This is a genomic window from Ectopseudomonas khazarica (genome assembly GCF_004521985.1).
Taxonomy (GTDB): Bacteria; Pseudomonadota; Gammaproteobacteria; order Pseudomonadales; family Pseudomonadaceae; genus Aquipseudomonas; species Aquipseudomonas khazarica.
Genome location: NZ_SBHZ01000002.1, coordinates 165,806 through 189,103 on the forward strand (window position 1 = coordinate 165,806; position 23,298 = coordinate 189,103).

General features: G+C 66.1%; 21 protein-coding genes. 11 read left to right on the plus strand and 10 right to left on the minus strand.

Translation table 11 applies throughout. The features are described from left to right. Positions 1-61 precede the first annotated feature (61 nt). From EPK82_RS02590 to EPK82_RS02610, 5 genes are all read left to right on the plus strand, one after another. Complete coding sequence (locus tag EPK82_RS02590; protein ID WP_037051010.1) at positions 62-412, plus strand: MerR family transcriptional regulator; 351 nt, start codon at positions 62-64, stop codon at positions 410-412. Between the two features lie 133 nt (positions 413-545). Then, complete coding sequence (locus EPK82_RS02595) at positions 546-1,901, plus strand: 8-oxoguanine deaminase (protein ID WP_134675695.1); 1,356 nt, start codon at positions 546-548, stop codon at positions 1,899-1,901. A 341-nt stretch (positions 1,902-2,242) separates the two neighbouring features. Beyond that, entirely contained in the window at positions 2,243-3,325 is a 1,083-nt protein-coding gene (locus EPK82_RS02600) for a BMP family ABC transporter substrate-binding protein (RefSeq protein ID WP_047584278.1), read from the plus strand. 191 nt (positions 3,326-3,516) lie between these two features. Continuing rightward, on the plus strand, positions 3,517-4,476 hold the full coding sequence (locus EPK82_RS02605) for a 2-oxoglutarate and iron-dependent oxygenase domain-containing protein (RefSeq protein ID WP_134675696.1): 960 nt from the start codon (positions 3,517-3,519) through the stop codon (positions 4,474-4,476). Between the two features lie 252 nt (positions 4,477-4,728). After that, the gene (locus EPK82_RS02610; protein WP_047587811.1) at positions 4,729-5,676 is read left to right on the plus strand and encodes an adenosine deaminase; all 948 of its coding nucleotides are present in this window, start codon (positions 4,729-4,731) and stop codon (positions 5,674-5,676) included. 65 nt (positions 5,677-5,741) lie between these two features. Here the strand turns inward: EPK82_RS02610 and EPK82_RS02615 are convergent, their stop codons facing one another. The 9 genes from EPK82_RS02615 to EPK82_RS02655 all read right to left on the minus strand — a co-directional run bounded on the left by EPK82_RS02615 (position 5,742) and on the right by EPK82_RS02655 (position 14,961). After that, positions 5,742-6,278, minus strand: coding sequence for a cytochrome b/b6 domain-containing protein (locus EPK82_RS02615; RefSeq protein ID WP_037051018.1), 537 nt, complete (start codon positions 6,276-6,278; stop codon positions 5,742-5,744). Then, positions 6,278-6,544, minus strand: a complete 267-nt coding sequence (locus tag EPK82_RS02620) for a PepSY domain-containing protein (protein WP_037051020.1) — start codon at positions 6,542-6,544, stop codon at positions 6,278-6,280. Before EPK82_RS02620 ends, EPK82_RS02615 begins: the two co-directional genes overlap by 1 nt. Before the next feature lie 175 nt (positions 6,545-6,719). Continuing rightward, the gene (locus EPK82_RS02625) at positions 6,720-8,804 is read right to left on the minus strand and encodes a TonB-dependent copper receptor (RefSeq protein ID WP_134675697.1); all 2,085 of its coding nucleotides are present in this window, start codon (positions 8,802-8,804) and stop codon (positions 6,720-6,722) included. Positions 8,805-8,868: 64 nt separating this feature from the next. Beyond that, complete coding sequence (locus EPK82_RS02630) at positions 8,869-9,243, minus strand: DUF2946 domain-containing protein (protein ID WP_134675698.1); 375 nt, start codon at positions 9,241-9,243, stop codon at positions 8,869-8,871. Next, positions 9,243-9,737 (minus strand): copper chaperone PCu(A)C, encoded by a 495-nt coding sequence (locus tag EPK82_RS02635; RefSeq protein ID WP_037051032.1) that lies wholly within the window; start codon positions 9,735-9,737, stop codon positions 9,243-9,245. The genes EPK82_RS02630 and EPK82_RS02635 overlap by 1 nt, the downstream gene beginning before the upstream one ends. A 34-nt stretch (positions 9,738-9,771) precedes the next feature. Continuing rightward, positions 9,772-11,298 carry a PepSY domain-containing protein gene (locus EPK82_RS02640; RefSeq protein WP_134675699.1) on the minus strand — a complete coding sequence of 509 codons (1,527 nt, stop codon included), beginning with the start codon at positions 11,296-11,298 and terminating at the stop codon, positions 9,772-9,774. An 11-nt stretch (positions 11,299-11,309) separates the two neighbouring features. Next, positions 11,310-13,469: a TonB-dependent receptor gene (locus EPK82_RS02645; RefSeq protein WP_134675700.1), complete on the minus strand. Its 2,160-nt coding sequence runs from the start codon at positions 13,467-13,469 to the stop codon at positions 11,310-11,312. A gap of 81 nt (positions 13,470-13,550) precedes the next feature. Further along, positions 13,551-13,934, minus strand: a complete 384-nt coding sequence (locus tag EPK82_RS02650; RefSeq protein WP_037051042.1) for a DUF2946 domain-containing protein — start codon at positions 13,932-13,934, stop codon at positions 13,551-13,553. A 106-nt stretch (positions 13,935-14,040) separates the two neighbouring features. Next, on the minus strand, positions 14,041-14,961 hold the full coding sequence (locus EPK82_RS02655; protein ID WP_037051043.1) for a LysR family transcriptional regulator: 921 nt from the start codon (positions 14,959-14,961) through the stop codon (positions 14,041-14,043). Positions 14,962-15,068: 107 nt separating this feature from the next. On the opposite strand from EPK82_RS02655, the gene EPK82_RS02660 reads away from it, so the two are divergent. From EPK82_RS02660 to EPK82_RS02670, 3 genes are all read left to right on the plus strand, one after another. After that, positions 15,069-15,362 carry a putative quinol monooxygenase gene (locus tag EPK82_RS02660; protein ID WP_037051044.1) on the plus strand — a complete coding sequence of 98 codons (294 nt, stop codon included), beginning with the start codon at positions 15,069-15,071 and terminating at the stop codon, positions 15,360-15,362. 18 nt (positions 15,363-15,380) lie between these two features. Further along, entirely contained in the window at positions 15,381-16,397 is a 1,017-nt protein-coding gene (locus tag EPK82_RS02665) for a zinc-binding alcohol dehydrogenase family protein (RefSeq protein WP_037051048.1), read from the plus strand. Positions 16,398-16,552: 155 nt separating this feature from the next. Further along, positions 16,553-16,735, plus strand: coding sequence for a hypothetical protein (locus EPK82_RS02670; RefSeq protein WP_134675701.1), 183 nt, complete (start codon positions 16,553-16,555; stop codon positions 16,733-16,735). A 3-nt stretch (positions 16,736-16,738) separates the two neighbouring features. On the opposite strand, the gene EPK82_RS02675 is transcribed toward EPK82_RS02670, so the two are convergent. Beyond that, positions 16,739-17,368 carry a TetR family transcriptional regulator gene (locus EPK82_RS02675; protein ID WP_037051049.1) on the minus strand — a complete coding sequence of 210 codons (630 nt, stop codon included), beginning with the start codon at positions 17,366-17,368 and terminating at the stop codon, positions 16,739-16,741. Positions 17,369-17,548: 180 nt separating this feature from the next. On the opposite strand from EPK82_RS02675, the gene EPK82_RS02680 reads away from it, so the two are divergent. Genes EPK82_RS02680 through adeC form a run of 3 tightly spaced genes read left to right on the plus strand, consistent with a single transcriptional unit; the run spans position 17,549 to position 23,271 of the window. Continuing rightward, positions 17,549-18,697, plus strand: coding sequence for an efflux RND transporter periplasmic adaptor subunit (locus EPK82_RS02680; RefSeq protein WP_037051050.1), 1,149 nt, complete (start codon positions 17,549-17,551; stop codon positions 18,695-18,697). Positions 18,698-18,712: 15 nt separating this feature from the next. Continuing rightward, positions 18,713-21,853 carry an efflux RND transporter permease subunit gene (locus tag EPK82_RS02685; RefSeq protein WP_134675702.1) on the plus strand — a complete coding sequence of 1,047 codons (3,141 nt, stop codon included), beginning with the start codon at positions 18,713-18,715 and terminating at the stop codon, positions 21,851-21,853. Then, positions 21,850-23,271, plus strand: coding sequence for an AdeC/AdeK/OprM family multidrug efflux complex outer membrane factor (gene adeC / locus EPK82_RS02690; RefSeq protein ID WP_037051767.1), 1,422 nt, complete (start codon positions 21,850-21,852; stop codon positions 23,269-23,271). The genes EPK82_RS02685 and adeC overlap by 4 nt, the downstream gene beginning before the upstream one ends. Positions 23,272-23,298 lie beyond the last annotated feature (27 nt).

Below are 23,298 nucleotides of genomic sequence, written 5' to 3' on the forward strand. Positions count from 1 at the left end.
GGGAGCACTCAGGCTAAAGCCTGGAGTATGCTCCAAGGTCAACCCCCACCGAGTGCCGAGCATGCGTATCGGAGAATTGGCCGCAGCCTGTGAAGTGAGCCGTGACACGCTGCGTTTCTACGAACAGCGCGGGCTGATCGCCGCACGCCGCAATGACAACGGTTACCGCGACTACCCGGCCGAAACGGCGCAGCTGGTCACCTATATCCGCACGGCCCAGCGCCTGGGATTCAGCCTCGGCGAGATCGGCAGCCACATCGGCGAGCTGTGGCAGGCCAGTGACCCGGACCAGGCCGTCACCCGGCTGCTGCAGGACAAGCTGGCGTTGATCGAGCAGCGCATCGAGGAGTTGCAGCACCTGCGCGGCGAGCTTCAGCAGCGCCTGGCCACCACCTGCCCGTTGCGCCGCTGACAGGCGGGACGCATTGCATGCTGACCCGAAAGTCAGCTATCGTCGCCGCACGTCGCGCGCGACGCACCTGGATCAGCAGACAGGGTCAACACTGAGCTGGCTTACCTGAAATCAACCTCAGAGGAGCCACTCAATGGCTGCTACCCGTATCTGGATCAAGACTCCCCTCGCCATCTTCACCGCCAACGACCTGGACGCCAGTGGCGGCCTGGTGGTCGAAAACGGTCGCATCGTCGAACTGCTCGGCGCCGGCCAGCAGCCCGCAGGGCCCTGCCAGCAGGTGTTCGATGCGCGCGAGCACGTCGTGCTGCCCGGCCTGGTCAACACCCACCATCACTTCTACCAGACCCTCACCCGCGCCTGGGCGCCGGTGGTCAACCAGCCGCTGTTTCCCTGGCTGAAGACGCTCTACCCGGTGTGGGCACGCCTCACCCCGGAGAAGCTCGCCCTGGCCAGCAAGGTGGCCCTGGCCGAACTGCTGCTGTCGGGCTGCAGCACAGCGGCCGATCACCACTACCTGTTCCCCGGTGGCCTGGAGAACGCCATCGACGTGCAGGTCGAAGCCGTGCGCGAGCTGGGCATGCGCGCCATGCTCACCCGTGGCTCGATGAGCCTGGGCGAGGCCGATGGCGGCCTGCCGCCGCAGCAGACGGTGCAGCAGGGCGAGGTGATCCTGGCGGACAGCCAGCGCCTGATCGGCCAGTACCACGAGCGCGGCGATGGCGCGCAGATCCAGATCGCCCTGGCGCCCTGCTCGCCCTTCTCGGTGACCCAGGACATCATGCGCCAGAGCGCCCAGCTCGCCGATGAGCTGGACGTGCGCCTGCACACCCACCTGGCGGAAACCCTCGACGAGGAAGACTTCTGCCTGCAGCGCTTCGGCCTGCGCACCGTGGACTACCTGGACAGCGTCGGCTGGCTCGGCCCGCGCACCTGGCTGGCCCATGGCATCCACTTCAACCCGGACGAGATCGCCCGCCTCGGCGCCGCCGGCACCGGTATCTGCCATTGCCCCAGCTCCAACATGCGCCTGGCCTCGGGCATCTGCCCCAGCGTGGAACTGCAGGCCGCCGGCGCGCCACTGGGCCTGGGCGTCGACGGCTCGGCCTCCAACGATGCCTCGAACATGATCCTCGAAGCGCGCCAGGCGCTGTATATCCAGCGCCTGCGCTACGGGGCCGAGCAGATCACCCCGCAGCGCGTGCTCGGCTGGGCGAGCAAGGGTTCGGCGCAACTGCTGGGACGCAGCGACATCGGCGAACTGGCAGTGGGCAAGCAGGCCGACCTGGCGCTGTTCAAGCTCGACGAGCTGCGCTTCTCCGGCAGCCATGACCCGCTCTCCGCCCTGCTGCTGTGCGGCGCCGACCGCGCCGACCGGATGATGATCGGCGGCACCTGGCGGGTCGTCGACGGGCAGATCGAAGGCCTGGACGTGGCGCAACTGATCGCCGACCACCGCCAGGCGGCGCGCGAGCTGATCGCCGGCTGACCTCGTCTTCACAGGCGGGGTCGCAGCCGGCGATACCCGGCCCTCATGCCATGGGGCCAGTCGCGGCCGAAGCCCCTCCCACGCGGCCCCTCCCACAAGAACAGCGCCACCCTGTGGGAGGGGCGTTCGCCACGACCATCGTGTCCTCCATGCGAGGCTGGCGCGACGCACCACAACACGACATGCACGCCTGCCACGCACCAATACGGCTCCGGCGTCGGGCCTGGCGCGCGGGGGAAACGCCACCACCTCCGCTATTTGTCCTGTTGGTCAGCTTTTTGCAGTCATGGGATCAGCCAACCAACGGCCATCCCAATACCAAGACTGGAGCTCCACCCACCATGTTCGAGAAGAGCAAGAAACCGCTGCTGCGCACCCTCGTCGCCGCCCTCGGCTTTGGCGCCATGCTCAGTGCTTCCGCCGCCGATCCGCTGAAGGTCGGCTTCGTCTACATCGGCCCCATCGGCGACCATGGCTGGACCTATCAGCACGAGCAGGGCCGGCAGATGCTGATCAAGGAACTCGGCGACAAGGTCACCACCAGCTTCGTCGAGAACGTGCCGGAAGGCGCCGACGCCGAACGCGTGATTCGCAACATGGCCAAGGGTGGCTTCGACCTGATCTTCACCACCTCCTTCGGCTACATGAACCCGACGATCAAGGTGGCCAAGCAATTCCCCAAGGTGACCTTCGAACACGCCACCGGCTACAAGCAGGACAAGAACGTCGGCACCTACCTGTCGCGCTCCTATGAAGGCCGCTACGTCGGCGGCTTCCTCGCGGCGAAGATGACCAAGACCAAGAAGGTCGGCTATATCGCCTCCTTCCCGATTCCCGAGGTGATCCGCGACATCAACGCCATCCAGCTGGCCCTGGACAAGTACAACCCGGGCACCGAGATCAAGGTGGTGTGGGTCAACACCTGGTTCGATCCGGGCAAGGAATCCGATGCCGCCAACGCGCTGATCGATCAGGGCGTGGACGTGCTGTTCCAGCACACCGACAGCCCGGCGCCGATCCAGACCGCCGAGCGCCGTGGGGTCTACTCCGTGGGCTACGCCTCGGACATGGCCCACTTCGGACCCAAGGCCGTGCTCACCTCCATCGTCAACGACTGGGGCCCGCACTACGTGAAATCCGCCCAGGCGGTGATCGACGGCACCTGGCAGCCTCAGGACTTCTGGGGCGGCCTGGCCGAGGACACCATCGAGCTTCCTATCAGTGACCTGGTGCCGGCCGACGTGAAGAGCGAAGCCGAGCAGATCATCGCCGACATCCGCAGCGGCGCGTTCCACCCCTTCACCGGCCCGATCAAGGACCAGAGCGGCGCGGTGCGCATCGCCGAAGGCGTGAGTGCAAGCAACGCCGAGCTGGCCTCGATGAACTACTACGTGGAAAACGTGAAGGCCGAACTGCCCAAGTAAGCACTCGCCACGGCCTGCGGCACCCGCCGCAGGCATCGCGGCCGAGGCAGACACCTCAGCCACGACGACTCGACCACCACCGATGCCGTCCCTGCCGATCTTCGGCAGAACCGCATCCAGGGGATCTCGTACGAGGTCCTTTTTCGCTGCCCTGGGTACGAGAAGACTCGCAGCAACTCCCCGGAGCCTTTATGAACAGCCTGCCCATCATCGATATCGCCCCCCTGTACAGCGACGACGCATCCGCCTGGCCCGCCGTGGCCGAGGCCATCGACCGCGCCTGCCGCGACCGGGGCTTCTTCTACATCGTCGGCCACCCCATCGGCGGCACGCGCATCGACGCCCTGCTGAGTGCGGCGAAGACCTTCTTTGCCCGGCCTGCTGAAGAAAAACTCAGGATCGATATCACCCAGACCGCCCATCACCGTGGCTACGGCGCGATCGCCACGGAACAGCTCGACCCGAACCAGCCGAGCGACCTGAAGGAAACCTTCGACATGGGCTTCCACATGCCTGCCGACCACCCCGAGGTGCTGGCCGGCAAACCGCTACGCGGGCCGAACCGTCACCCGGATCTGCCGGGCTGGGCCGCACTGCTGGAACAACACTACGAGGACATGCAGGACCTGGCCAGAACCCTGCTGCGCGCCATGGCCATGGCCCTGGACATCGACCGGGACTTCTTCGATGCGCGTTTCCACGAGCCGATCAGCGTACTGCGCATGATCCACTACCCACCGCGCCACACCGCCACCAGTGCCGATCAGCAAGGTGCCGGCGCGCACACCGACTACGGCTGCATCACCCTGCTCTACCAGGACGATGCCGGCGGCCTGCAGGTCCGCGCACGCGATGGCGAGTGGATCGACGCCCCGCCGATCGCCGGCAGCTTCGTGGTCAACATCGGCGACATGATGGCGCGCTGGAGCAACGACCGTTACACCTCCACGCCACATCGCGTGATCAGCCCGCTGGGAGTGGACCGCTACTCCATGCCGTTCTTCGCCGAACCGCATCCCGACACGCTGATCGACTGCCTACCGAACTGCTCCAGCGCGGACAACCCGCCCAGGTATTCGCCGGTGACCAGCGCCGAGTACCTGCTGTCGCGCTTCGCTGATACCTATGCCTACCGGCGGGAAGAGGCATAGCGCTGGTTGCCTCGCTGGGTGGATGACACTCTTCTCATCCACCGTTGCGGCAGCGGAACCTGCGCATCGGTGGACATGCAGAGCGATGTCCACCCTACGTATGGATGACCTGTGGGAGGGGCTTTAGCCGCGACAGCCGGCGGTCGGTCTGTCGCGGCTAAAGCGGATCGCCGCCCGCCCCTCCACACAGCAAATTCCTGTCCCTGCGGTTAAACTTTACGACTACCTCAAGCCTGACCACGAGATCCGACCATGCCCGAATGGCTCAATGCCCTGCCCAAGGCCGAACTGCACCTGCACCTGGAGGGCTCGCTGGAGCCGGAACTGCTGTTCGCCCTGGCCGAACGCAACCAGATCGCCCTGCCCTGGAGCGATGTCGAGGCCCTGCGTGCGGCCTACGCGTTCAACAACCTGCAGGAGTTTCTCGATCTGTATTACGCCGGCGCCAACGTCCTGCGTACCGAGCAGGACTTCTACGACCTGACCTGGGCCTACCTGCAACGCTGCAAGGCGCAGAACGTCATCCACGTCGAACCCTTCTTCGATCCGCAGACCCACACCGACCGGGGCATTCCCTTCGAAGTGGTGTTGCGCGGCATCCAGCAGGCGCTGCGCGACGGCGAGCAGCAGTTGGGCATCAGCCACGGCCTGATCCTCAGTTTCCTGCGCCACCTGCCCGAGGACGAAGCGTTCAAGACCCTGGAACAGGCGATGCCGTTCCGCGACGCCTTCATCGGCGTCGGCCTCGACAGTTCGGAAAAGGGCTTCCCGCCGCGCCTGTTCGAGCGGGTGTTCGCCAAGGCACGCAGCGAGGGCCTGCATGCGGTGGCACATGCCGGCGAGGAAGGGCCGCCCGAGTACATCTGGGAGGCCCTGGACCTGCTCAAGATCAAGCGAATCGACCACGGCGTACGCGCCATTGAGGACGAACGCCTGATGCAGCGCATCATCGACGAGCAGATCCCGCTGACCGTGTGCCCGCTGTCCAACATCAAGCTGTGCGTGTTCGAGCACATGGGCCAGCACAACATTCTCGAGATGCTCGAGCGCGGCGTGAAGGTGACGGTCAACTCGGATGATCCCGCCTATTTCGGCGGCTATGTCGGCGAGAACTTCGCCGCCCTGCATGAACACCTGGGCATGACCGAAGCGCAGGCCCGGCGCCTGGCGCAGAACAGCCTGGATGCGCGCCTGGCCTGAGCAAGAGCGTCGCCGCTGAAGCGCCTCCCACAACCGTGGGAGGGGCTTTAGCCGCGACCATAGGTTCAGTGCTCGTCCAGCTTGCGGCGCCTGCCGGTCACCATCGACAACGGCAGGTTGTCGCGCAACCGGTAGCTCTCGAACAGCGCGGCGGCGACATGCAATCCAACCAGTGCCATCAGGGCATTGGCACAGAATTCGTGGATTTCCAGCGGCAGGTCGGCGCCCCAGAAGTAGTCGACCTCCTCCATCAGAAAGCCGGTCACACCCAGGCCGAGCATCAGCGCCATCATCAGGATCATCACCAACGCCCCCAGCGGCGAATGCCCCAGGCGGTGATACGCTCGCCCGGACAGCAGCGCCCGCAGGTGCTCGCCCAAACGCGCAGGGGTTGGCCAGAAATCCGCCCAGCGCGCCGCCGGCGTACCGACGAAGCCCCACACCAGACGGATCGCCAGCCAGGCCACGGCGTAGTAACCGAACCAGCGGTGCCAGTTCTCGCCTTCCTCGGTGAAGAAGTAGTTGGCCAGGAACGCGCCGGCCAGGGACCAGTGAAACAGGCGCACCAGCGGGTCCCACAGGCGCACGGTCGCGCGGTTCATCAGCCTTCCACGTTGCTCTTGACCGGCTTGCCGCTGACCGGGTCGAAGTAGATTTCGACCTTCTTGCCGGCCTTGTCGAAGCCATAGATCTCGTAGCAGTTGCCGCTGGTGACCTTGAATTTCTTGATCTGGTAGCCCTCGGCCTTCAGCTCGCTCTGGAACTTGTCCTGGTCCTGCCACTGCGCCTGGTCAACGTTGGTGCATTGCGTGGCGGCAAAGCTTGCCGGGGCGGCCAGCAGCAGGGAAAGCAGAAACATCTGGTTCATCGTGTCGTCCTCGAAGCAGTGGAAAGTTGTTTGCTGCGGGGAGGCACTATCACGCCTGAACCTTAAGGCTCTCTTAGCGCGCAGAAAATCTTGGCGCGGATGCAATCCGGGGCCTGCTCGATGGCCCCGGGTTGCATCCGGACTACAGCACTCAAGTCCCTGCACAAGGGATGGCTCAGAAGTCGTAATCGACCTTGGCCCAGAAGGTACGCCCCGGCTCGTCGATACGGGTGTCGCCGGGGAAGCCGAATCCGGCGTTGCCAGCCAGGTTGAGGTGCTCGGCGTAGCGTTTGTCGAACAGGTTGTCGACGCCGGTACTGAGCTTGACCTCGGAGGTCAGGCGATAGGCGCCGTTGAGCGAGAACACGCCGAAGCCGGCGCTCTCGTCGAGGTCCTGCCCCACCACATTGCCCCGCCCCTCGGCGATGCGCCCCTGGCCATCGACCACGCGCCACAGTGCGCCGACGCTCCAGTCGTCGCGCTGGTAGCTAAATCCCAGGCGCGCCTCCAGCGGCGGCATCTGCGGCAGCGCCTCGTCGTCACTGCTGTTCTTGCCCCAGGCATAGGCCAGGGTCGCGTCAGCCTTCCAGTTGCTCGCGAAGCTGTAGGCCACGCCCAGCTCGCCACCCATGATGCGTGCATCGACGTTGTCGGCACGGGTGTTCATGCCCCGGTAGTCGAACAGGATGTAGTCGCGAACCTGCCCGGCATAGGCCGAGGCCCAGGCTTGCAGCGCGTCGTTCTGGTACTGGATGCCGACATCCAGCTGGGTGGTCTTCTCCGGCTTGATGCCATCGAAGGCGTTGTCCGCGCCGGCCGGACCATTGAGCCCGGCGGAGAACAGTTCCCAGTAATCGGGGAAACGCTGCACGTGGCCGATGCCGGCATAGACGGTGGTCGGTGAACCGGCCAGGTCATGCTCGTAACGCACGAAGCCGCTGGGCAGGGTATCGGCCCGGGTCTCCCCCGCCGTCGGGTTGGCCGTGCTCATGCCCATCATGCTGCTGAAGCGCTGGCGGAAATCCTTCGCCGAGGCGCGGTCGAGGCGGGCGCCGGAGATCAGCCGATCACGCTCGGCCAGATTCCAGGTGGCCTCCGCGAACACGCCGTAGTTGTGCATCAGCGCATCTTTGTTCCACGGGTAGCGATCGGCATCGGTGTAACCGCTCATCATGCTGTAGCTGGAACGACGCGCGCGGTGCTCGCTGCGCTGGGCGTCGACGCCGGTGATCAGCTCGAGCTCGTCCCAGCGCCAGGTGGCAGCCAGGCGCGCACCGAGGGTGCGGCGATCGACCTGCGAGGCCATCGGCATGGCCATCATGCTGCTCGGGTCCGGCACGCGCAGGCGAAAGTTGTCCATGATGTGGTCGGCATAGTTGTAGTAGACCTTGGCCTCCACCTTATCCAGCACGTCACCGAGGTTGCTGCGTTCGATACGCAGGCCGAGGCTTTCGCGCTTGAACTGGGTGCCATCCATGCCACGCCCGGCGTAGCGCGCCTCGCCATCGCCACGCCCGGCGGTGAGTTCGATCAGGCTGTCGTCGTCCGGCGTCCAGCCCAGTACCACATCGCCGTTCCACTTGTCCCAGCGCGAGGGGACGGTGTCGCCATTGCCGTTGTCGTAATCGTCCGAATGCGAGCGGTTGCCGGTGAACCGCAGGTAGCCCTGTGCGCCGCCGACGGCACCGTCGAGCGCCTGGTCGAAACGACCGTTGGAGCCGGCCAGCACGCTGGCATGCAGGCGCGCGCCCAGCTCGCCGAAACGCTCCGGCTCACGGTCGAAACGCACCACGCCCGCCGACGCACCGGGGCCCCAGATCACGGTCTGCGGGCCCTTGGTCACGGTCAGCAGGTCGAAGGTTTCCGGCGCGATGTAGGAACTGGGCGCATCCATCCGCCCCGGGCAGGCTCCGATCATCTGCCCACCGTCGGTGAGCAGCAGCAGACGCGAACCGAACAGCCCGCGCAGCACCGGATCACTGTTGCTGCCGCCGCTGCGGATGGCGGAGAAACCGGGAATGGTCTTGAGATAGTCGGCGGCATCGCTGGCCGGCACCGGCTGGCGCGGGTCCTTGGGATCGGCCACTACGGTGAGAGGCGAGCTTTGCTGGATCGCCGTGATCACGCTGGGCGGCAGTTCATGCACAGCCTCCTCGGCATGAGCGGCAGCGATGGAACACAGGCCACAGGCGATGGCCAGGGCGGACAGGGGAAAACGAACGCGCACGGAAGCGGCGCCCGGAACGAAGGAAGCGGACATGCGGATACCTGAAAGTCGGTTTGCGAAGAGACCCGGCAAGGGTCTCGATAGCCAATGGATGACCTCAGATCGGCATCGGCGGCGCGCGTGACAACGCATCAGGGAAGTGCGCACTGGCCCGTGGCGGAGCCGGCCACTTGACGGTGGCCGGTTGCGCCAGCGGCAATCGCCCGAGCAGCGGCCAGGCGCCATCGGCCAGCACCGGGCAGTGCGAGAACAGCGAACAGTAGCCACAGGCATCGGCCTGCAGGACGGGCCGATGAGCATCGACGGTCGCCGGCGCGCTGCCGGCTCCGTCATGACAGGCGAGTTCGTTCAGCCAGCGCCAGTCGGCCGGCTCGGCACGCAGTTGCGACGCCACGGGCGCCAGAACGATGAGGACGAACGCCAGCAGCCCGAGCCGGGCGGCGAGGTTTCGTCTGCGTGCCGTGAACAGCATCAGTGCTGGTGTTCGCCTTCGCCATGACCCGCAGCGTGGTCATGGGCGGCCGGTGCATCCTTCTGCACCGCGACTTCGACTTCGACATCGCCGGCCTTCTCGAAGGTCAGGGTCAGCGGGAAGCGTTCACCGTCCTTGGCCTGCTGCTGCAGGTTGAACAGCATGACGTGGTAGCCCATGGGCTCGAACTTCACCTCGCCACCGGCGGGGATGGCCACGTCCTGCACCTGCTGCATCTTCATCACGCCATCGGCATGCAGGTGTTCATGCAGCTCGGCCTTGCCGGCGACCGGGGTGCTGACGCGGATCAGGCGGTCGGCTTCGCTGCCCTTGTTGTGCACCACGAAGTACGCCGCGGCGGTCGGTGCCACCGGCGGCATTTCACGCGACCAGGGGTGGTCGATATGCAGTTGGCCGACCTCGTACTCGTGGGCTTGAGCGAACAGCGCCGGCAGCAACAGCGTCAGGCCGAGCAGGGTTTTCTTCAGGGTCATGGTATTACCTCCGGGTTTGAAATCGAATCATGGGTCAAGGGTACAACGTGTCACGGCGGCCAGCGCTGCGCGCAGGCCGAGCCCTGCTCGGCGACGGTCGCGGACGACGACGCAGGCGACGCCAGCCCAGCAGCGTGCCGCTGAGACAGATGAGCAGGCCGCCCAGGCTCGCCAGCCACATCCAGCCATCCCACAGCGGCCGGTTCTGCAACAGCGGCAACCAGTCCCAGCTGTGCAACAGGGCGAACAACCAGCGCGACGTGCGCTGACCTGCGTCGAGCCGGCCCACTACCGACCCCGTGCGCGGATCGAGGTGCAGCCAGGTCTGTGCCGGGTCGTCGAAACGTACCCGCAGGGCCGGCAACGGTCGCTCCAGATGACCGAGCATGCTGTGCTCGGCGCGGGCGTAGTAGTAGAAGTCGTAGGCGTTCAGGCGCTCGACCTGCAACCGCTCCTGCGGGCGAATCGCCTGCGCGGCGCGCAGCAGTTCCGCGTCCGTCAGGCCGTGCAGCAGCGTGCCGTCGCCCTCCGCCGGCAGCAGCGCGGTGGCGCCACTGGCATCGACACCCAGCAGGTAGGCGCTCCCACCGACCAGACGCCAGTGCAGCTCACGTGCGTTCAGCCCCGCCTCGCGCAGGCGCACGATGGCCTGCTGCGCAGGTAGCGGGAACGCCTCGGCACGCAGCTCTGCGCCCTGGTAAGCGGCCATGTCGAGCGGCGAGGGCGTCGTGAACAGGCGCCAGGGGTTCATGGACATCAGGCCACTGAATATCCAGGTCAGCACCAGCGCGCCGAACGCCAGGCCGCCGATATGGTGCCAGCGGGCCAGCCCCCGATAGGGGCTGCGTGCGCCACTGCGATAGGGCTTGGCGAAACGCCAGCGCAGCAGGCCCACGACGATGCCCAGCAGGGTCATCAGCGTGGCTGCCAGCGACAGGTAGATGACGATGTCGCCCCACCAGCGATCCAGCGTCCCGCCACGCAGCGGATACAGCCAGTGCAGCCAGGCGCCCAGCCAGTTCCAGCTGCGTTCGCTGGCCGTCGCATCACGCACCACCTCACCGCTGTGGCTGGAAACGTAGAGCAACGTGCCATCGTCCAGTTCGACACGATGCAATGGACGGTCCGCATCCAGCGCCCGGGAATGGGTCCAGGCGTCCTCGTCCACCAGCCCCTGGTAGGAGGCGCCACGTCCGGGGGCGAACTGCCGCGCCGCAGCCCGTGCAGCCTGTTCGTCGACGCCCGCCAGGCGCTGGCCGCTGCGCGCATCGACAGCCAGCACGCGCTGGCCATAGCGCAGCAGGTAACGGGGCTGGCCAGCGACAGTGGTCAGGCGCACGGCCGCCGGTGCCTGCCGTTCATCGGCGGCTGCCAGCACCTGCGCCAGGGGCACGCAGCAGTCCTCAGCGGACAACGCCGGCAGCTGCGCCAGGTGCTCGCGCGGGGTCAGCTTGGGATAGCCCACGTACATCATCACCAGCCCGGAGACGAACCACAGCGCCATCAGCAGACACAGACCGATGCCCAGCCAGCGATGCCACAGGTAGAGGTAGCGTTTCATGGCTGCTCTCGTCAGAACCGCGACTGCAAGGCCAGCTCGAACGAGCGCGGCGCCCCGAGGAACAGCATGTCGCTGCTGGCCCAGCTGGCGTACACCTCATCGGTGAGGTTGCGCGCGCGCAGCGTCAGACGGCTGTCGGCGTCGACCCGATAGCTGACGAAGGCGCCGAACAAGGTATAGGCAGGCGCCTTCAACTGATTAGCCGCATCGGCATACACGGAGGCGACGTAGCGGCTGTCGACGCCGACCTGCCAGCGTGGCGCCAGGTCATAGGTCAGCCACAGGTTGGCCACCTGGTCCGGCACGTTGGTCGGCGTATTGCCCTTGCGTGATACCGACTGGCCGGCGACGTTCTCGTTGAACGCGTCGTACTGGGCATCGAGCCAGGCCAGGTTGGCCTCGGCCAGCAGGCGCGGGGTGACCCGCAGCGCCGCGGCGATTTCCAGCCCGAGGGTCGACTGCTTGCCAACCGCCAGTGTCTGCCCGGGGTTCGCGGGGTCGCGCGTGGCCAGGTTCTCCCGCTCGATCCGGTAGGCCGCCAGCGCTGCCGACCCTCGTCCGGCGAGAAAGTCGAACTTGCTGCCCACCTCCAGCTGCCGTCCTTTGGTCAGGTCGAAATCCTGCACCTGGCTGAGGCTCACCGTGGTCAGGATGCCAGCGGGCGGGTCGGCCGCCGTGCTGTATTGCACGTAGACGTTGGCCGCCGGGGTGAGCGCGTAGATCAAGCCCACTCGCCCGGTGGTCGGCTCGTATTCGCGGGAGAAGAACGCCGGGTTGCTCGCCGTGGCGGCCTGGTGGTTGGTGACCTCCAGGTCGATGCGGTCGTGACGCAGCCCGGTGAGCAGCGACAGGCGCTCCGTCAGTTGCAGGCGGTTTTCGACGAACAGTGCCCAGGTATCGACCTGATTGGTGCGCTGCCGGGCATAACCGGGGCTCATCCCCGGCAGGTCGAAGAAATTCCCCGGAGTGAAGTGCTCGGCATCGACCACGCCGAAGGGGCCGGACACCGAGCGGGGGTAGCGCGTCTGCACATTGTGGCTGTAGTCGACACCCACCGCCCATTCGCTCGACAGCCCGAACAGCCCGTGCTGATGGCGCAGCTCCAGGCGATTGCCGTTGAGCTCCTGATCATGACGTTGCAGCAGGGCGTTGCTGCGCTGCACCTGGCTGTTGCTGGCATCGGTATAGGCGTAAGTCTCGAGGTTGCGGTACTCACGCCGGGCGTTGTAGTGGTACAGCGTATTGAGCACGCGGGTCGCGTCGCTGAAGCGGTACTCGGTCATGGAGCGCAACCAGCGCACGCGCTGCTCGTAGCGCCCGTCCTCCACGTTGTAGTTCTCGAAACGCCGACTCTCGTCCACCTTGAGATCGCCCGTCCGCCCCTTCAGCACCGGGCTGCCCCAGTACGGGCTGTCGACTTTCTCCTCCTGGTATTCCAGCGCCAGGGTGTGAGACAGCTGCTCGGTGAAATCCGTCAGCAGCGAGAACGCACTGGTCCAGGCCTCGCGCTGTTCCCGGTCGACGTAGCCGTTGCTGGCGCTGCGGCTGACATCCAGACGCACGTGGTTGTAGTCGCCCAGCGGCTGATTGAAGCCGTAGGCCAGCTCGTTGCTGTCGAACGAGCCATAGCGGATTCGCCCCTCGCTGAAGGCTTCGTCACGGCTGGCCAGCTTGGTCACGTAGTTGAGCGAGCCACCCACCGCGCCAGCGCCATTGAGAAAGCCGGACGCACCACCCACGGCCTCGACACGCTCATAGATCCAGCCATCCACGGGACGCGCGGCAATCGCGTCGTACTGCACGGTGATGCCATTGAACATCTGCGTCACCTGGCTTCCGCTGAAGCCACGCCAGGAAACCGCCCCCGCGAAGCCAGGTGGAGCCGCGGCGACCACACCCGGCACGCCCATGAGCATCTGCTGCGTGTTCTCGGCGCCGCGCCGCTCGATCTGCTCGCGGGTCACCACGCTGACCGAAGCCGGCGTCTCCCGCGGTGTGAGGCCGAGACGCGAGGCACTCTCGGCCGCTACGTCGAGGGAAAGCGCCGAGGCGGGCGCGGCGGCGGCACGGACCTCGGTGTCGGGGAGCGTGACGGCCTGCTCGGCCCACAGCATGGGGGAACACGTGCACAACAATACCGCACTCGATGCGCGGGAGAACGACCTGGACATAGCCTGTTGTTTTCCTGAAAACCAGAACGACAGCGCCGGCCAGACAAGGCCGCAGCGCATGCAACGCAGGAGTGGCGCGGATCAGGAAAGGGGTGAGGCGCGGGGGTTGGCCGATGGCCAGAGGTAGCGGATGGTGCGGGGGATGTGCAGTGTCAGCAGCGGCCTTGCGCGGTCGCTGGCGAGCAGCCCCAGCAAGCCGAAGAAGGCGGCGAGAATGATCGCCGTGAACAGGCTGCCCAGTGCACAGCCCGTGCCGGTCGCGGGGTTCGGCGGGACAATGCCGGAGCCGTCGAGGTCAGCGCCCGCACCGAAGTTGCCATCGAAGGAGCAGTACTGGCCATCCAGGCCACTGAGCTGCATGCCGGCCATCTGACCGTGACTGATCGCGCAGACGAACGCACCGAACAGAATGCTGAAGTACAGCACCCAGGCGGTCAGTGAGCGGTCTTTGCGAGCCAGTTTCATGGGGCGCGACTCTAAACAGAGGATGTAAGCACGACACTGCGGTGCGTTGCCGCAGGCATTTGCTGCGGGAGTCTAGCAGAGGCCGCCGCGACTATCGCGCGCGTCCTCAACACGCTTGCCAGGGCGCCGCGTCCAGCAACCGCCGGCAACGCAACTGCACGAACTCGCGCAGCAGGTGCACGGCCTTGCTCAGCTGTGCGCGATGGGCACACACGAGATACAGCGGCGTCGCCTCGCCGAGCCAGCCTGGCAGCAGCACCTGCAGCCGGCCCTCGCGCACATCCTCGGCGACGTCCAGCCAGGACTTGTACACCACGCCCTGCCCGGCGATGGCCCAGCGGCGGGTGACATCGGCATCGTCGCAGACCCGGTCGCCGCTGACGTGCAGGACGCTTTCGCGCTTGCCGTCGTGAAAGCGCCAGCGGTCGTGCACACGGCCGTGCAGCATGTACAGCAGACAGTTGTGCTGATGCAGCTCCTCCACCGTCCGTGGCGCCCCGTGACGGGCCAGATAGGCCGGTGAGGCGCAGAGCACTCGGCGGTTGTCGGGGGCCACGGGCAGCGCCACCAGGCTGGAGTCTTCCGGCGCGCCATAGCGCAGGGCGATGTCCACGGGCTCGCGAAACAGGTCGGCGACGCGGTCGGCCAGCAGCAGACGCAGTTGCAGCTGCGGGTGCTCGCCCTGGAACTCGTCGAGCCAGGGCAGCAACGTGTTGCGCCCGAGGTCGGACGGTGCCGACAGCTGCAGCACACCGCGAATGCCCTCCTGGCTGCCGGCCAGCTGCTGGCGCCCCTCCTCCAGGCTCTGCAGCGCCAGGCGCGCATGCACCAGGTACAGCTCGCCCTCGGGCGTCAGGCGCAGGCTGCGTGTGGAGCGCGCCAGCAGGCGCACCTGCAGTTGCTGCTCCAGGCGTTTCAGCGCGGCGCTGGCGACCGCCGGCGATACGTCCAGCACACGGGCGGCGGCGGACAGGCTGCCGGTCTCGGCAGTGCGAACGAACAGGTGCAGATCATCGAGACGCAGCATGGCAGCCCAACTTTCAAAAAAATAATGAAAGAGACTCTACTAGCAGCTTCTTTTTCTCGCCACACGAATAAACGAGCATGCACCTGTACCGCCAACGGAGCGCCCCGATGCCTACCCCAGTCACCCTCATCGCCACGATCAACAGCCTGCCGGGCCACGCCGAGGCCGTGGCCGCCGGCCTGCAGGCGCTGGTCGTCGCCAGCAACGCCGAAGCCGGCTGCCAGCGCTATGAGCTGCACACCAACCCGGCCAACCCGCAGCAGTTCGTGATGCTCGAACAATGGCGCGATGACGCCGCCCTCGAGCTGCACCGCAATGCGCCGCACTTCCAGCATTTCACCCAGACCTTCGCTGCACGGCTCGCCAGCATCGAGCTGCTGCCCCTGCAGCGTCTTGCCTGAACCACCGAGAGACCCCTCATGAAAGCCGTCGCCTACTACCAACCCCTCCCCGCCGAACACCCCGAAGCCCTGCAGGACGTGCAACTGGCCGAGCCGGTACCCGGCCCGCGCGACCTGCTGGTCGAGGTCCGCGCCATTTCGGTCAACCCGGTCGACACCAAGATCCGTCAGGGCGTCACGCCAGCGGACGGCGCCGCCAAGGTACTCGGCTGGGACGCCAGCGGCGTGGTCAAGGCCGTGGGCAGCGAGGTCAGCCTGTTCCAGCCGGGCGACCGGGTGTTCTACGCCGGCGCCATCGACCGGGCCGGCGCCAACAGCGAGCTGCATGTGGTCGACGAGCGCATCGTCGGTCATATGCCCAGCAGCCTGTCCTTCGCCGACGCGGCGGCCCTGCCGCTGACCGCGATCACCGCCTGGGAACTGCTGTTCGAACGCCTGCAGATCAGCGAAGGCTCGGCCAACCAGAACCAGACCCTGCTGATCGTCGGTGCCGCCGGAGGCGTCGGCTCGATCCTCACCCAGCTGGCTCGCCGCCTGACCGGCCTGACCGTGATCGGCACCGCATCGCGCGCGCAGACCCAGGCCTGGGTGCGCGAACTGGGTGCCCATCACGTGATCGACCACAGCAAGCCGCTGAGCGAGGAACTGGCGCGCATCGGCGTCGGCCAGGTGACCCACGTCGCCAGCCTGACCCAGACCGAGCAGCACTACGAGCAACTGATCGAGGCGCTGGAGCCCCAGGGCCGCCTGGCGCTGATCGACGACCCCGTGCAGCCGCTGGACGTGATGAAACTCAAGCGCAAGAGCCTGTCGCTGCACTGGGAGCTGATGTTCACCCGCTCGCTGTACCAGACCGAGGACATGATCGAGCAGCACCGCCTGCTGGAGCGCGTGTCCAGCCTGGTCGACAGTGGCGTGCTGCGCACCACCCTGGGCGAGCACTTCGGTCGCATCGACGCCGCCAACCTGCGCCGCGCCCATGCCTTGCTTGAAAGTGGCAAGGCCAGGGGCAAGATCGTCCTCGAAGGGTTCTGAGCGACGCCAGACAACCGCCCCGGTGCGCCTGGCGCGACCGGGCAGCGGTTATTCAGCCGGGCACGGCCAAGCCTTGATCCACGTCAGCAAACAGTCATGTGATGGGACTAGCATGACCTCTCCTGCCACAAGCCTCAGCTCAGGAGATGGTCAGCATGAACATTCTCGTTCAACCGCACGCTCAAGGCGGCGCCTGCCTCTGGCAGGTAAGCCTGGACCAGCATTGCGTGAGTTTTCGCAGTGAAGAGGAAGCACGCCAGTTCGTCGCCAAGCTGGAAGCCCGGCTGCGCGCACCGCACAAGTTGCCGGACCTGCCCGCATACCGCCAGGCGAGCTGAGCCTCAGCTGCGCCGCAGGGCCGGGCTGAGCAGCATGTGCATCAGCGTGTCGATCAGCGCAGGGGCCTGCACGACCAGGTCGAAGTTGGGGACCAGCAGCCAGTTGGCCTCGATGCCTTCCATATAGGCATGCAGGCAAACGGCCGCACGTTCGCAGTCCAGGTCCTCCGGTAGCTGGCCCTTGTTCACGGCATTGCTCAGGGCCTTGGCGATGCGCTGGTCGCACTCGATGCTGAGCGCCTGCAAGCGTTCGCGCAGGTCGACCAGCTCTCCGGTGTACTCGCATTTGTAACGCAGGATGTCATGGGCACGGCGTGTCTGCTCATCCTCGGCCAGGCGGGTAAGGGCCTTTATCAGCAGTTCGCGCATGCATCCGAGGGGGTCCGGTTCGTCCTCGCTCTCGGTGGCGCGAGCCAATTCCTCGAGCGGTAGACGCAGGCGCTCGAGCATGGCCTGAAACAGGTCTATCTTGTTCTCGAAGTGCCAGTAGATGGCGCCACGACTGACTCCAGCCTCCTTGGCCACCTCCGCCAGGGACGCACGGGAAACGCCCTGGGCATGGAACACCCGCTCGGCCGCGTCGAGTATCTGGACGCGTGTCGCCTGCGCTTCCTCTTTGGTTCTTCTGGCCATCTGTCTACCTGCATTTCTGTTGCCGTTACCCCCGACTCAGGGAGGACAAACGAGAGTATGCAGGCAGGTTTAGGCATTTACAAACATTCACGTATGTAAGTATATTCTCGACCTACCCCCTTGCCTTCGCCCCTCTTTGCCCTCCGGGTACTGATTTCAATTAAAACGAGGTTTCTTCAGATGCACACGAAGCCAGCCTTCGCCGCCTTGGTTTCCGCCGTCGCTTTGGCTCTGCTCAGCCTCACCGGCTGCCAGGAAGACAGCGCACCACAAGCTCAACAAGCCCCTCAGGTCGGTGTGGTTACCCTGCAACCTCAACCTTTTGCGCTGACCACCGAAGTGCCGGGCCGCACCTCGGCCTATCGCATCGCCGAAGTCCGTCCGCAGGTCAACGGCATCATCCAGAAACGCCTGTTCACCGAAGGCAGTGAAGTCAAGGCCGGCCAGCAGCTGTACCAGATCGACCCGGCCATGTACGAGGCCGCGTACAAGAGCGCCCAGGCCACGCAGATTTCCGCCAAGTCGCTGGCCGATCGCTACAAGCTGCTGGTCGCCGACAAGGCCGTCAGCCAGCAGGCCTATGACGAGGCTCGCGCCGCCGGCCTGCAGGCCGACGCCGCGCTGGAACAGGCACGCATCGACCTGCGCTACACCAAGGTACTGGCACCGATCAGCGGCCGCATCGGCCGTTCCGGCGTGACCGAGGGCGCACTGGTCACCAGTGGCCAGACCATGGCCATGGCCACCATCCAGCAACTCGACCCGATCTACGTCGACGTCACCCAGTCGAGCAAGGAATTGCTCCGCCTGCGCGCCGACCTCGCCGCGGGCCGCCTGCAGAAAGCCGGCGACAACTCGGCCAAGGTGCAGCTGGTGCTGGAAGACGGCAGCCACTACGCCCACGAAGGTACCCTGGAGTTTTCCGAAGTGGCCGTCGACGAAGGCACCGGCTCGGTGACCCTGCGCGCAGTGTTCCCCAACCCCGACCACCTGCTGCTGCCGGGCATGTTCGTGCACGCCGAGCTGCAAGCAGGGATCAAGCAACAGGCGATTCTCGCACCGCAGCAAGGCATCACCCGTAACCAGCGCGGCGAACCGACCGCCCTGGTGGTCAACGCCGAGAACAAGGTCGAGCAGCGCGTACTCAAGGCCAGCCGCACCGTCGGCAGCGCCTGGCTGGTCGAGGATGGCCTCGACGAAGGCGACCGCCTGATCACCGAGGGCCTGCAGTTCGTGCAGCCTGGTATCGAGGTCAAGGCCGTACCGGCGGGCAACGTCACGACCGAGCAGAAGGCAGACGATGCCAAGCCAGGCAACGGCCAGGGCTGAACGGAGAACTACTGAATGTCCAAATTCTTCATCGACCGGCCCATCTTCGCCTGGGTGATCGCCCTGGTGATCATGCTCGCCGGTGGCCTGTCCATCCTCAAGCTGCCGATCAACCAGTACCCGAGCATCGCCCCGCCTGCGGTGTCGATCTCGGTCAGCTACCCGGGCGCCTCGGCGCAGACGGTGCAGGACACCGTGGTGCAGGTCATCGAGCAACAGCTCAACGGCATCGACGGCCTGCGCTACGTCAGCTCGGCGAGCAACTCCGACGGCAGCATGGAAATCGTCGTGACCTTCGAACAGGGGGTCAACCCTGACATCGCTCAGGTTCAGGTGCAGAACAAGCTGCAGCTGGCCACGCCGCTGCTGCCGCAGGAAGTGCAGCAGCAGGGTATCCGCGTGACCAAGGCGGTGAAGAACTTCCTCATGGTGATCGGGGTGGTATCCACCAACGGCAGCATGACTCGCGAAGACCTCTCCGACTACATCGTTTCCAACCTGCAGGACCCGATCTCGCGGACCAAGGGCGTCGGCGACTTCCAGGTGTTCGGTGCCCAGTACGCCATGCGCATCTGGCTCGACCCGGCCAAGCTCAACAGCGTCCAGCTGACACCGGTCGACGTGCGCAGCGCCATCCAGGCGCAGAACGTGCAGATTTCCTCCGGCCAGTTCGGCGGCCTGCCCGCCGCACCGGGCAATCAGCTGAACGCCACCATCATCGGCAAGACCCGTCTGCAGACCCCGGAAGAGTTCCGCAACATTCTGCTCAAGGTGCAGACCGATGGTTCTCAGGTACGCCTGGGTGACGTGGCCAAGGTCGAGCTGGGCGGCGAGAACTACGCCATCAACGCCCAGTACAACGGCCTGCCGGCCTCCGGTCTGGCGATCAAGCTGGCCACCGGGGCCAACGCCCTGGATACCGCCAAGGCGGTGCGCGAGACCATCGACAACCTCAAGCCGTTCTTCCCGGCCGGCATGGAAGTGGTGTTCCCCTACGACACCACGCCGGTGATCTCGGCCTCCATCGAGGGGGTCGTGCAGACCCTGTTCGAAGCCATCGTGCTGGTGTTCCTGGTGATGTTCCTGTTCCTGCAGAACCTGCGGGCGACGATCATCCCGACCATGGCGGTGCCGGTGGTCCTGCTGGGCACCTTCGGTGTGCTGGCGGCATTCGGCTTCTCGATCAACACCCTGACCATGTTCGCCATGGTCCTGGCCATCGGCCTGCTGGTGGACGACGCCATCGTGGTGGTGGAGAACGTCGAACGGGTGATGCGCGAGGACGGCCTGTCGGCCCGGGACGCCACGCGCAAATCCATGGGGCAGATTCAGGGCGCGCTGGTCGGTATTGCCCTGGTGCTGTCGGCGGTGTTCCTGCCGATGGCCTTCTTCGGCGGCTCCACCGGGGTGATCTACCGGCAGTTCTCCATCACCATCGTCTCGGCCATGACCCTGTCGGTGCTGGTGGCGCTGATCTTCACCCCGGCGCTGTGCGCCACCCTGCTCAAGCCCATCGACGGTGATCACCACGAGGCCAAGGGCGGCTTCTTCGGCTGGTTCAACCGTACCTTCGAGCGCGGCACCGAGACCTACCAGCGCGGCGTGGCGGCGATGCTCAAGCGCAAGCTGCCGTACCTGCTGCTGTATCTGGTGATCGTCGCCATCATGGCGTGGATGTTCTCGCGCATCCCCACCGCCTTCCTTCCGGAAGAAGACCAGGGCGTGCTGTTCGCCCAGGTGCAGACCCCGGCCGGTTCCAGTGCCGAGCGCACCCAGGTGGTGGTCGATGACATGCGCAAGTACCTGCTCGAGGACGAAGACGCCGTGGTCAAATCGGTGTTCACCGTGACCGGCTTCAACTTCGCCGGCCGTGGCCAGAGCTCGGGTATGGCCTTCATCATGCTCAAGCCCTGGGGCGAACGTCCCGGCGCGGAGAATGGCGTCGCCGCCCTGGCGCATCGCGCGCAGATGCACTTCTTCAGCTTCCGCGATGCCCTGGTGTTCGCCTTCGCCCCTCCGGCGGTGATGGAGATGGGTAACGCCACCGGCTTCAACCTGTTCCTTCAGGATCAGGCTGGCGTCGGCCATGAGGTGCTCAACCAGGCCCGTGACAAGTTCATCCAGCTGGCCAACAAGCATCCGGTGCTCAGCAGCGTGCGGGCCAACGGCCTGCGTGACGAGCCGCAGTACCAGTTGCTGATCGACGACGAACGCGCCAGCGCGCTGGGTCTGTCGCTGGCAGACATCAACAGCACCCTGTCGATTGCCTGGGGCGCCAGCTACGTCAATGACTTCATCGACCGCGGTCGCGTGAAGAAGGTGTACCTGCAGGGCACCGCCGAGTCGCGCATGAGCCCGGAAGACCTGAACAAATGGTACATCCGCAACGATCAGGGGCAGATGGTGCCGTTCAGCGCGTTCGCCAGTGGCGAGTGGACCTACGGCCCACCCAAGCTGTCGCGCTACAACGGTGTTTCCGCAGTGGAGATTCTCGGTGCGCCGGCCCCCGGCTTCAGCACCGGTGACGCCATGGCTGCGGTCGAGGAAATCGCCTCGCAACTGCCGGAGGGTGTCGGCTTCGCCTGGACCGGCCTGTCCTACGAGGAGCGCCTGGCCGGTTCGCAGACCACCGCGCTGTTCGTGATTTCGGCGATCGTGGTGTTCCTCTGCCTGGCCGCGCTGTACGAGAGCTGGTCGATCCCGTTCTCGGTGATGCTGGTGGTGCCGCTGGGGATCATCGGTGCGCTGCTGTTCACCGAGCTGCGCGACCTGTCCAACGACGTGTTCTTCAAGGTCGGCCTGCTCACCACCATCGGTCTGTCGGCGCGTAACGCGATCCTCATCGTCGAGTTCGCCAAGGCGCAATACGAGCAGGGCATGGGCCTCGCCGAGGCGGCCATCGAAGCCTGCCGGATGCGTCTGCGCCCGATCGTGATGACCTCACTGGCGTTCATCCTCGGCTGTCTGCCGCTGGCCATCGCCAGTGGCGCCGGTGCCGGCAGCAAGCACGCCATCGGTACCGGGGTGATCGGCGGGATGATCAGTGCCCTGGTGCTGGCGATCTTCTGGATTCCGCTGTTCTACGTCGTGGTCTGCTCGCTGTTCGAAAAGAAAAAGCAGTCGGCCGATAACAACGAGAAGGAGGTACTGCAATGAGGCAGTCCCTGTTGTCCCTGGCCGTCGCCACTGCTCTGCTCAGTGGCTGCAGCCTGATTCCCGACTATGAGCGCCCGGACGCCCCGGTCGCGGCCGACTGGCCGCAGGGCGAGGCCTACGGCAGCGCTGCCAGCGAAGGCAGCCGCGCCGCCGCCGACCTGCAATGGCGCGAGTTCTTCCGTGACCCGGCCCTGCAGCGGCTGGTGCAACTGGCACTGGAGAACAATCGTGACCTGCGTGTCGCGGCGCTGAACGTCGAAGCCTACCGCGCGCTGTATCGCATCCAGCGCGCCGACCTGCTGCCCTCGGTGTCCGCCGACGGCAGCGGCACGCGCCAGCGCCTGCCGGGTGACCTGAGTCAGACCGGCGAGGCCCGCACCTCCGGGCAATACAGCGCGACACTGGGCGTCAATGCCTGGGAACTGGACTTCTTCGGGCGTATCCGCAGCCTCAGCGAGCAGGCCCTGCAGCAGTACCTGGCCACCGAGCAGGCCGCGCGCAGCACGCAGATCAGCCTGGTCGCCAGCGTCGCCACCGCCTACCTGCAGTGGCAGGCCGACCAGGCCCTGCTGCAGCTGACCCAGGACACCCTGAAGACCTACGAAGACAGCTACCGCCTGACGCAGCGCAGCTTCGACGTCGGCGTCGCCGACGCCCTGGCCCTGAGCCAGGCACGCAGCGCGGTGGACAGCGCCCGCGTCAGCCTGGCGCAGTACCAGCGCCTGGTCGCCCAGGACCGCAACGCCCTGACCCAACTGCTCGGCACCGGCCTGCCTGAGGAGCTGCCACAAGGGCTGGCGCTGGACGCCGATCTGCTGGAGCAGGTGCCTGCGGGCCTGCCTGCCGACCTGCTGCAGCGTCGCCCCGACCTGCTGCAGGCCGAGTACCAGCTCAAGGCTGCCAATGCCAACATCGGCGCGGCGCGTGCGGCGTTCTTCCCGAGCATCAGCCTGACCGCCAACGCCGGCACGGCCAGCAGCCAGCTGTCCGGCCTGTTCGACGGAGGTTCGGGCACCTGGCTGTTCCAGCCGCAGATCAGCCTGCCGATCTTCAACGCCGGCCGTCTGCGCGCCAACCTCGACTACGCCGAGCTGCAGAGCGACATCAGCGTCGCGCAGTACGAGAAAGCCATCCAGGTAGCCTTCCAGGAAGTCGCCGACCGCCTGGCGGCGCGGACCACCTACCGCCAGCAACTGGACGCCCAGCGCGCCCTGCTGGAAACCACCGAGACCTACTACGAACTGGCCGAACGTCGCTACCGCACCGGTGTGGACAGCTACCTGACCCTGCTCGACGCCCAGCGCCAGCTGTTCGCCGTGCGCCAGCAGCTGATCGGTGACCGCCTGGCCCAGCTGAGCAGCGAAGTGGAGCTCTACAAGGCCCTGGGTGGTGGCTGGAGCCCCGCCGCACAAGATTGATCGCGCGTCACCCGCATCAAGGACGAC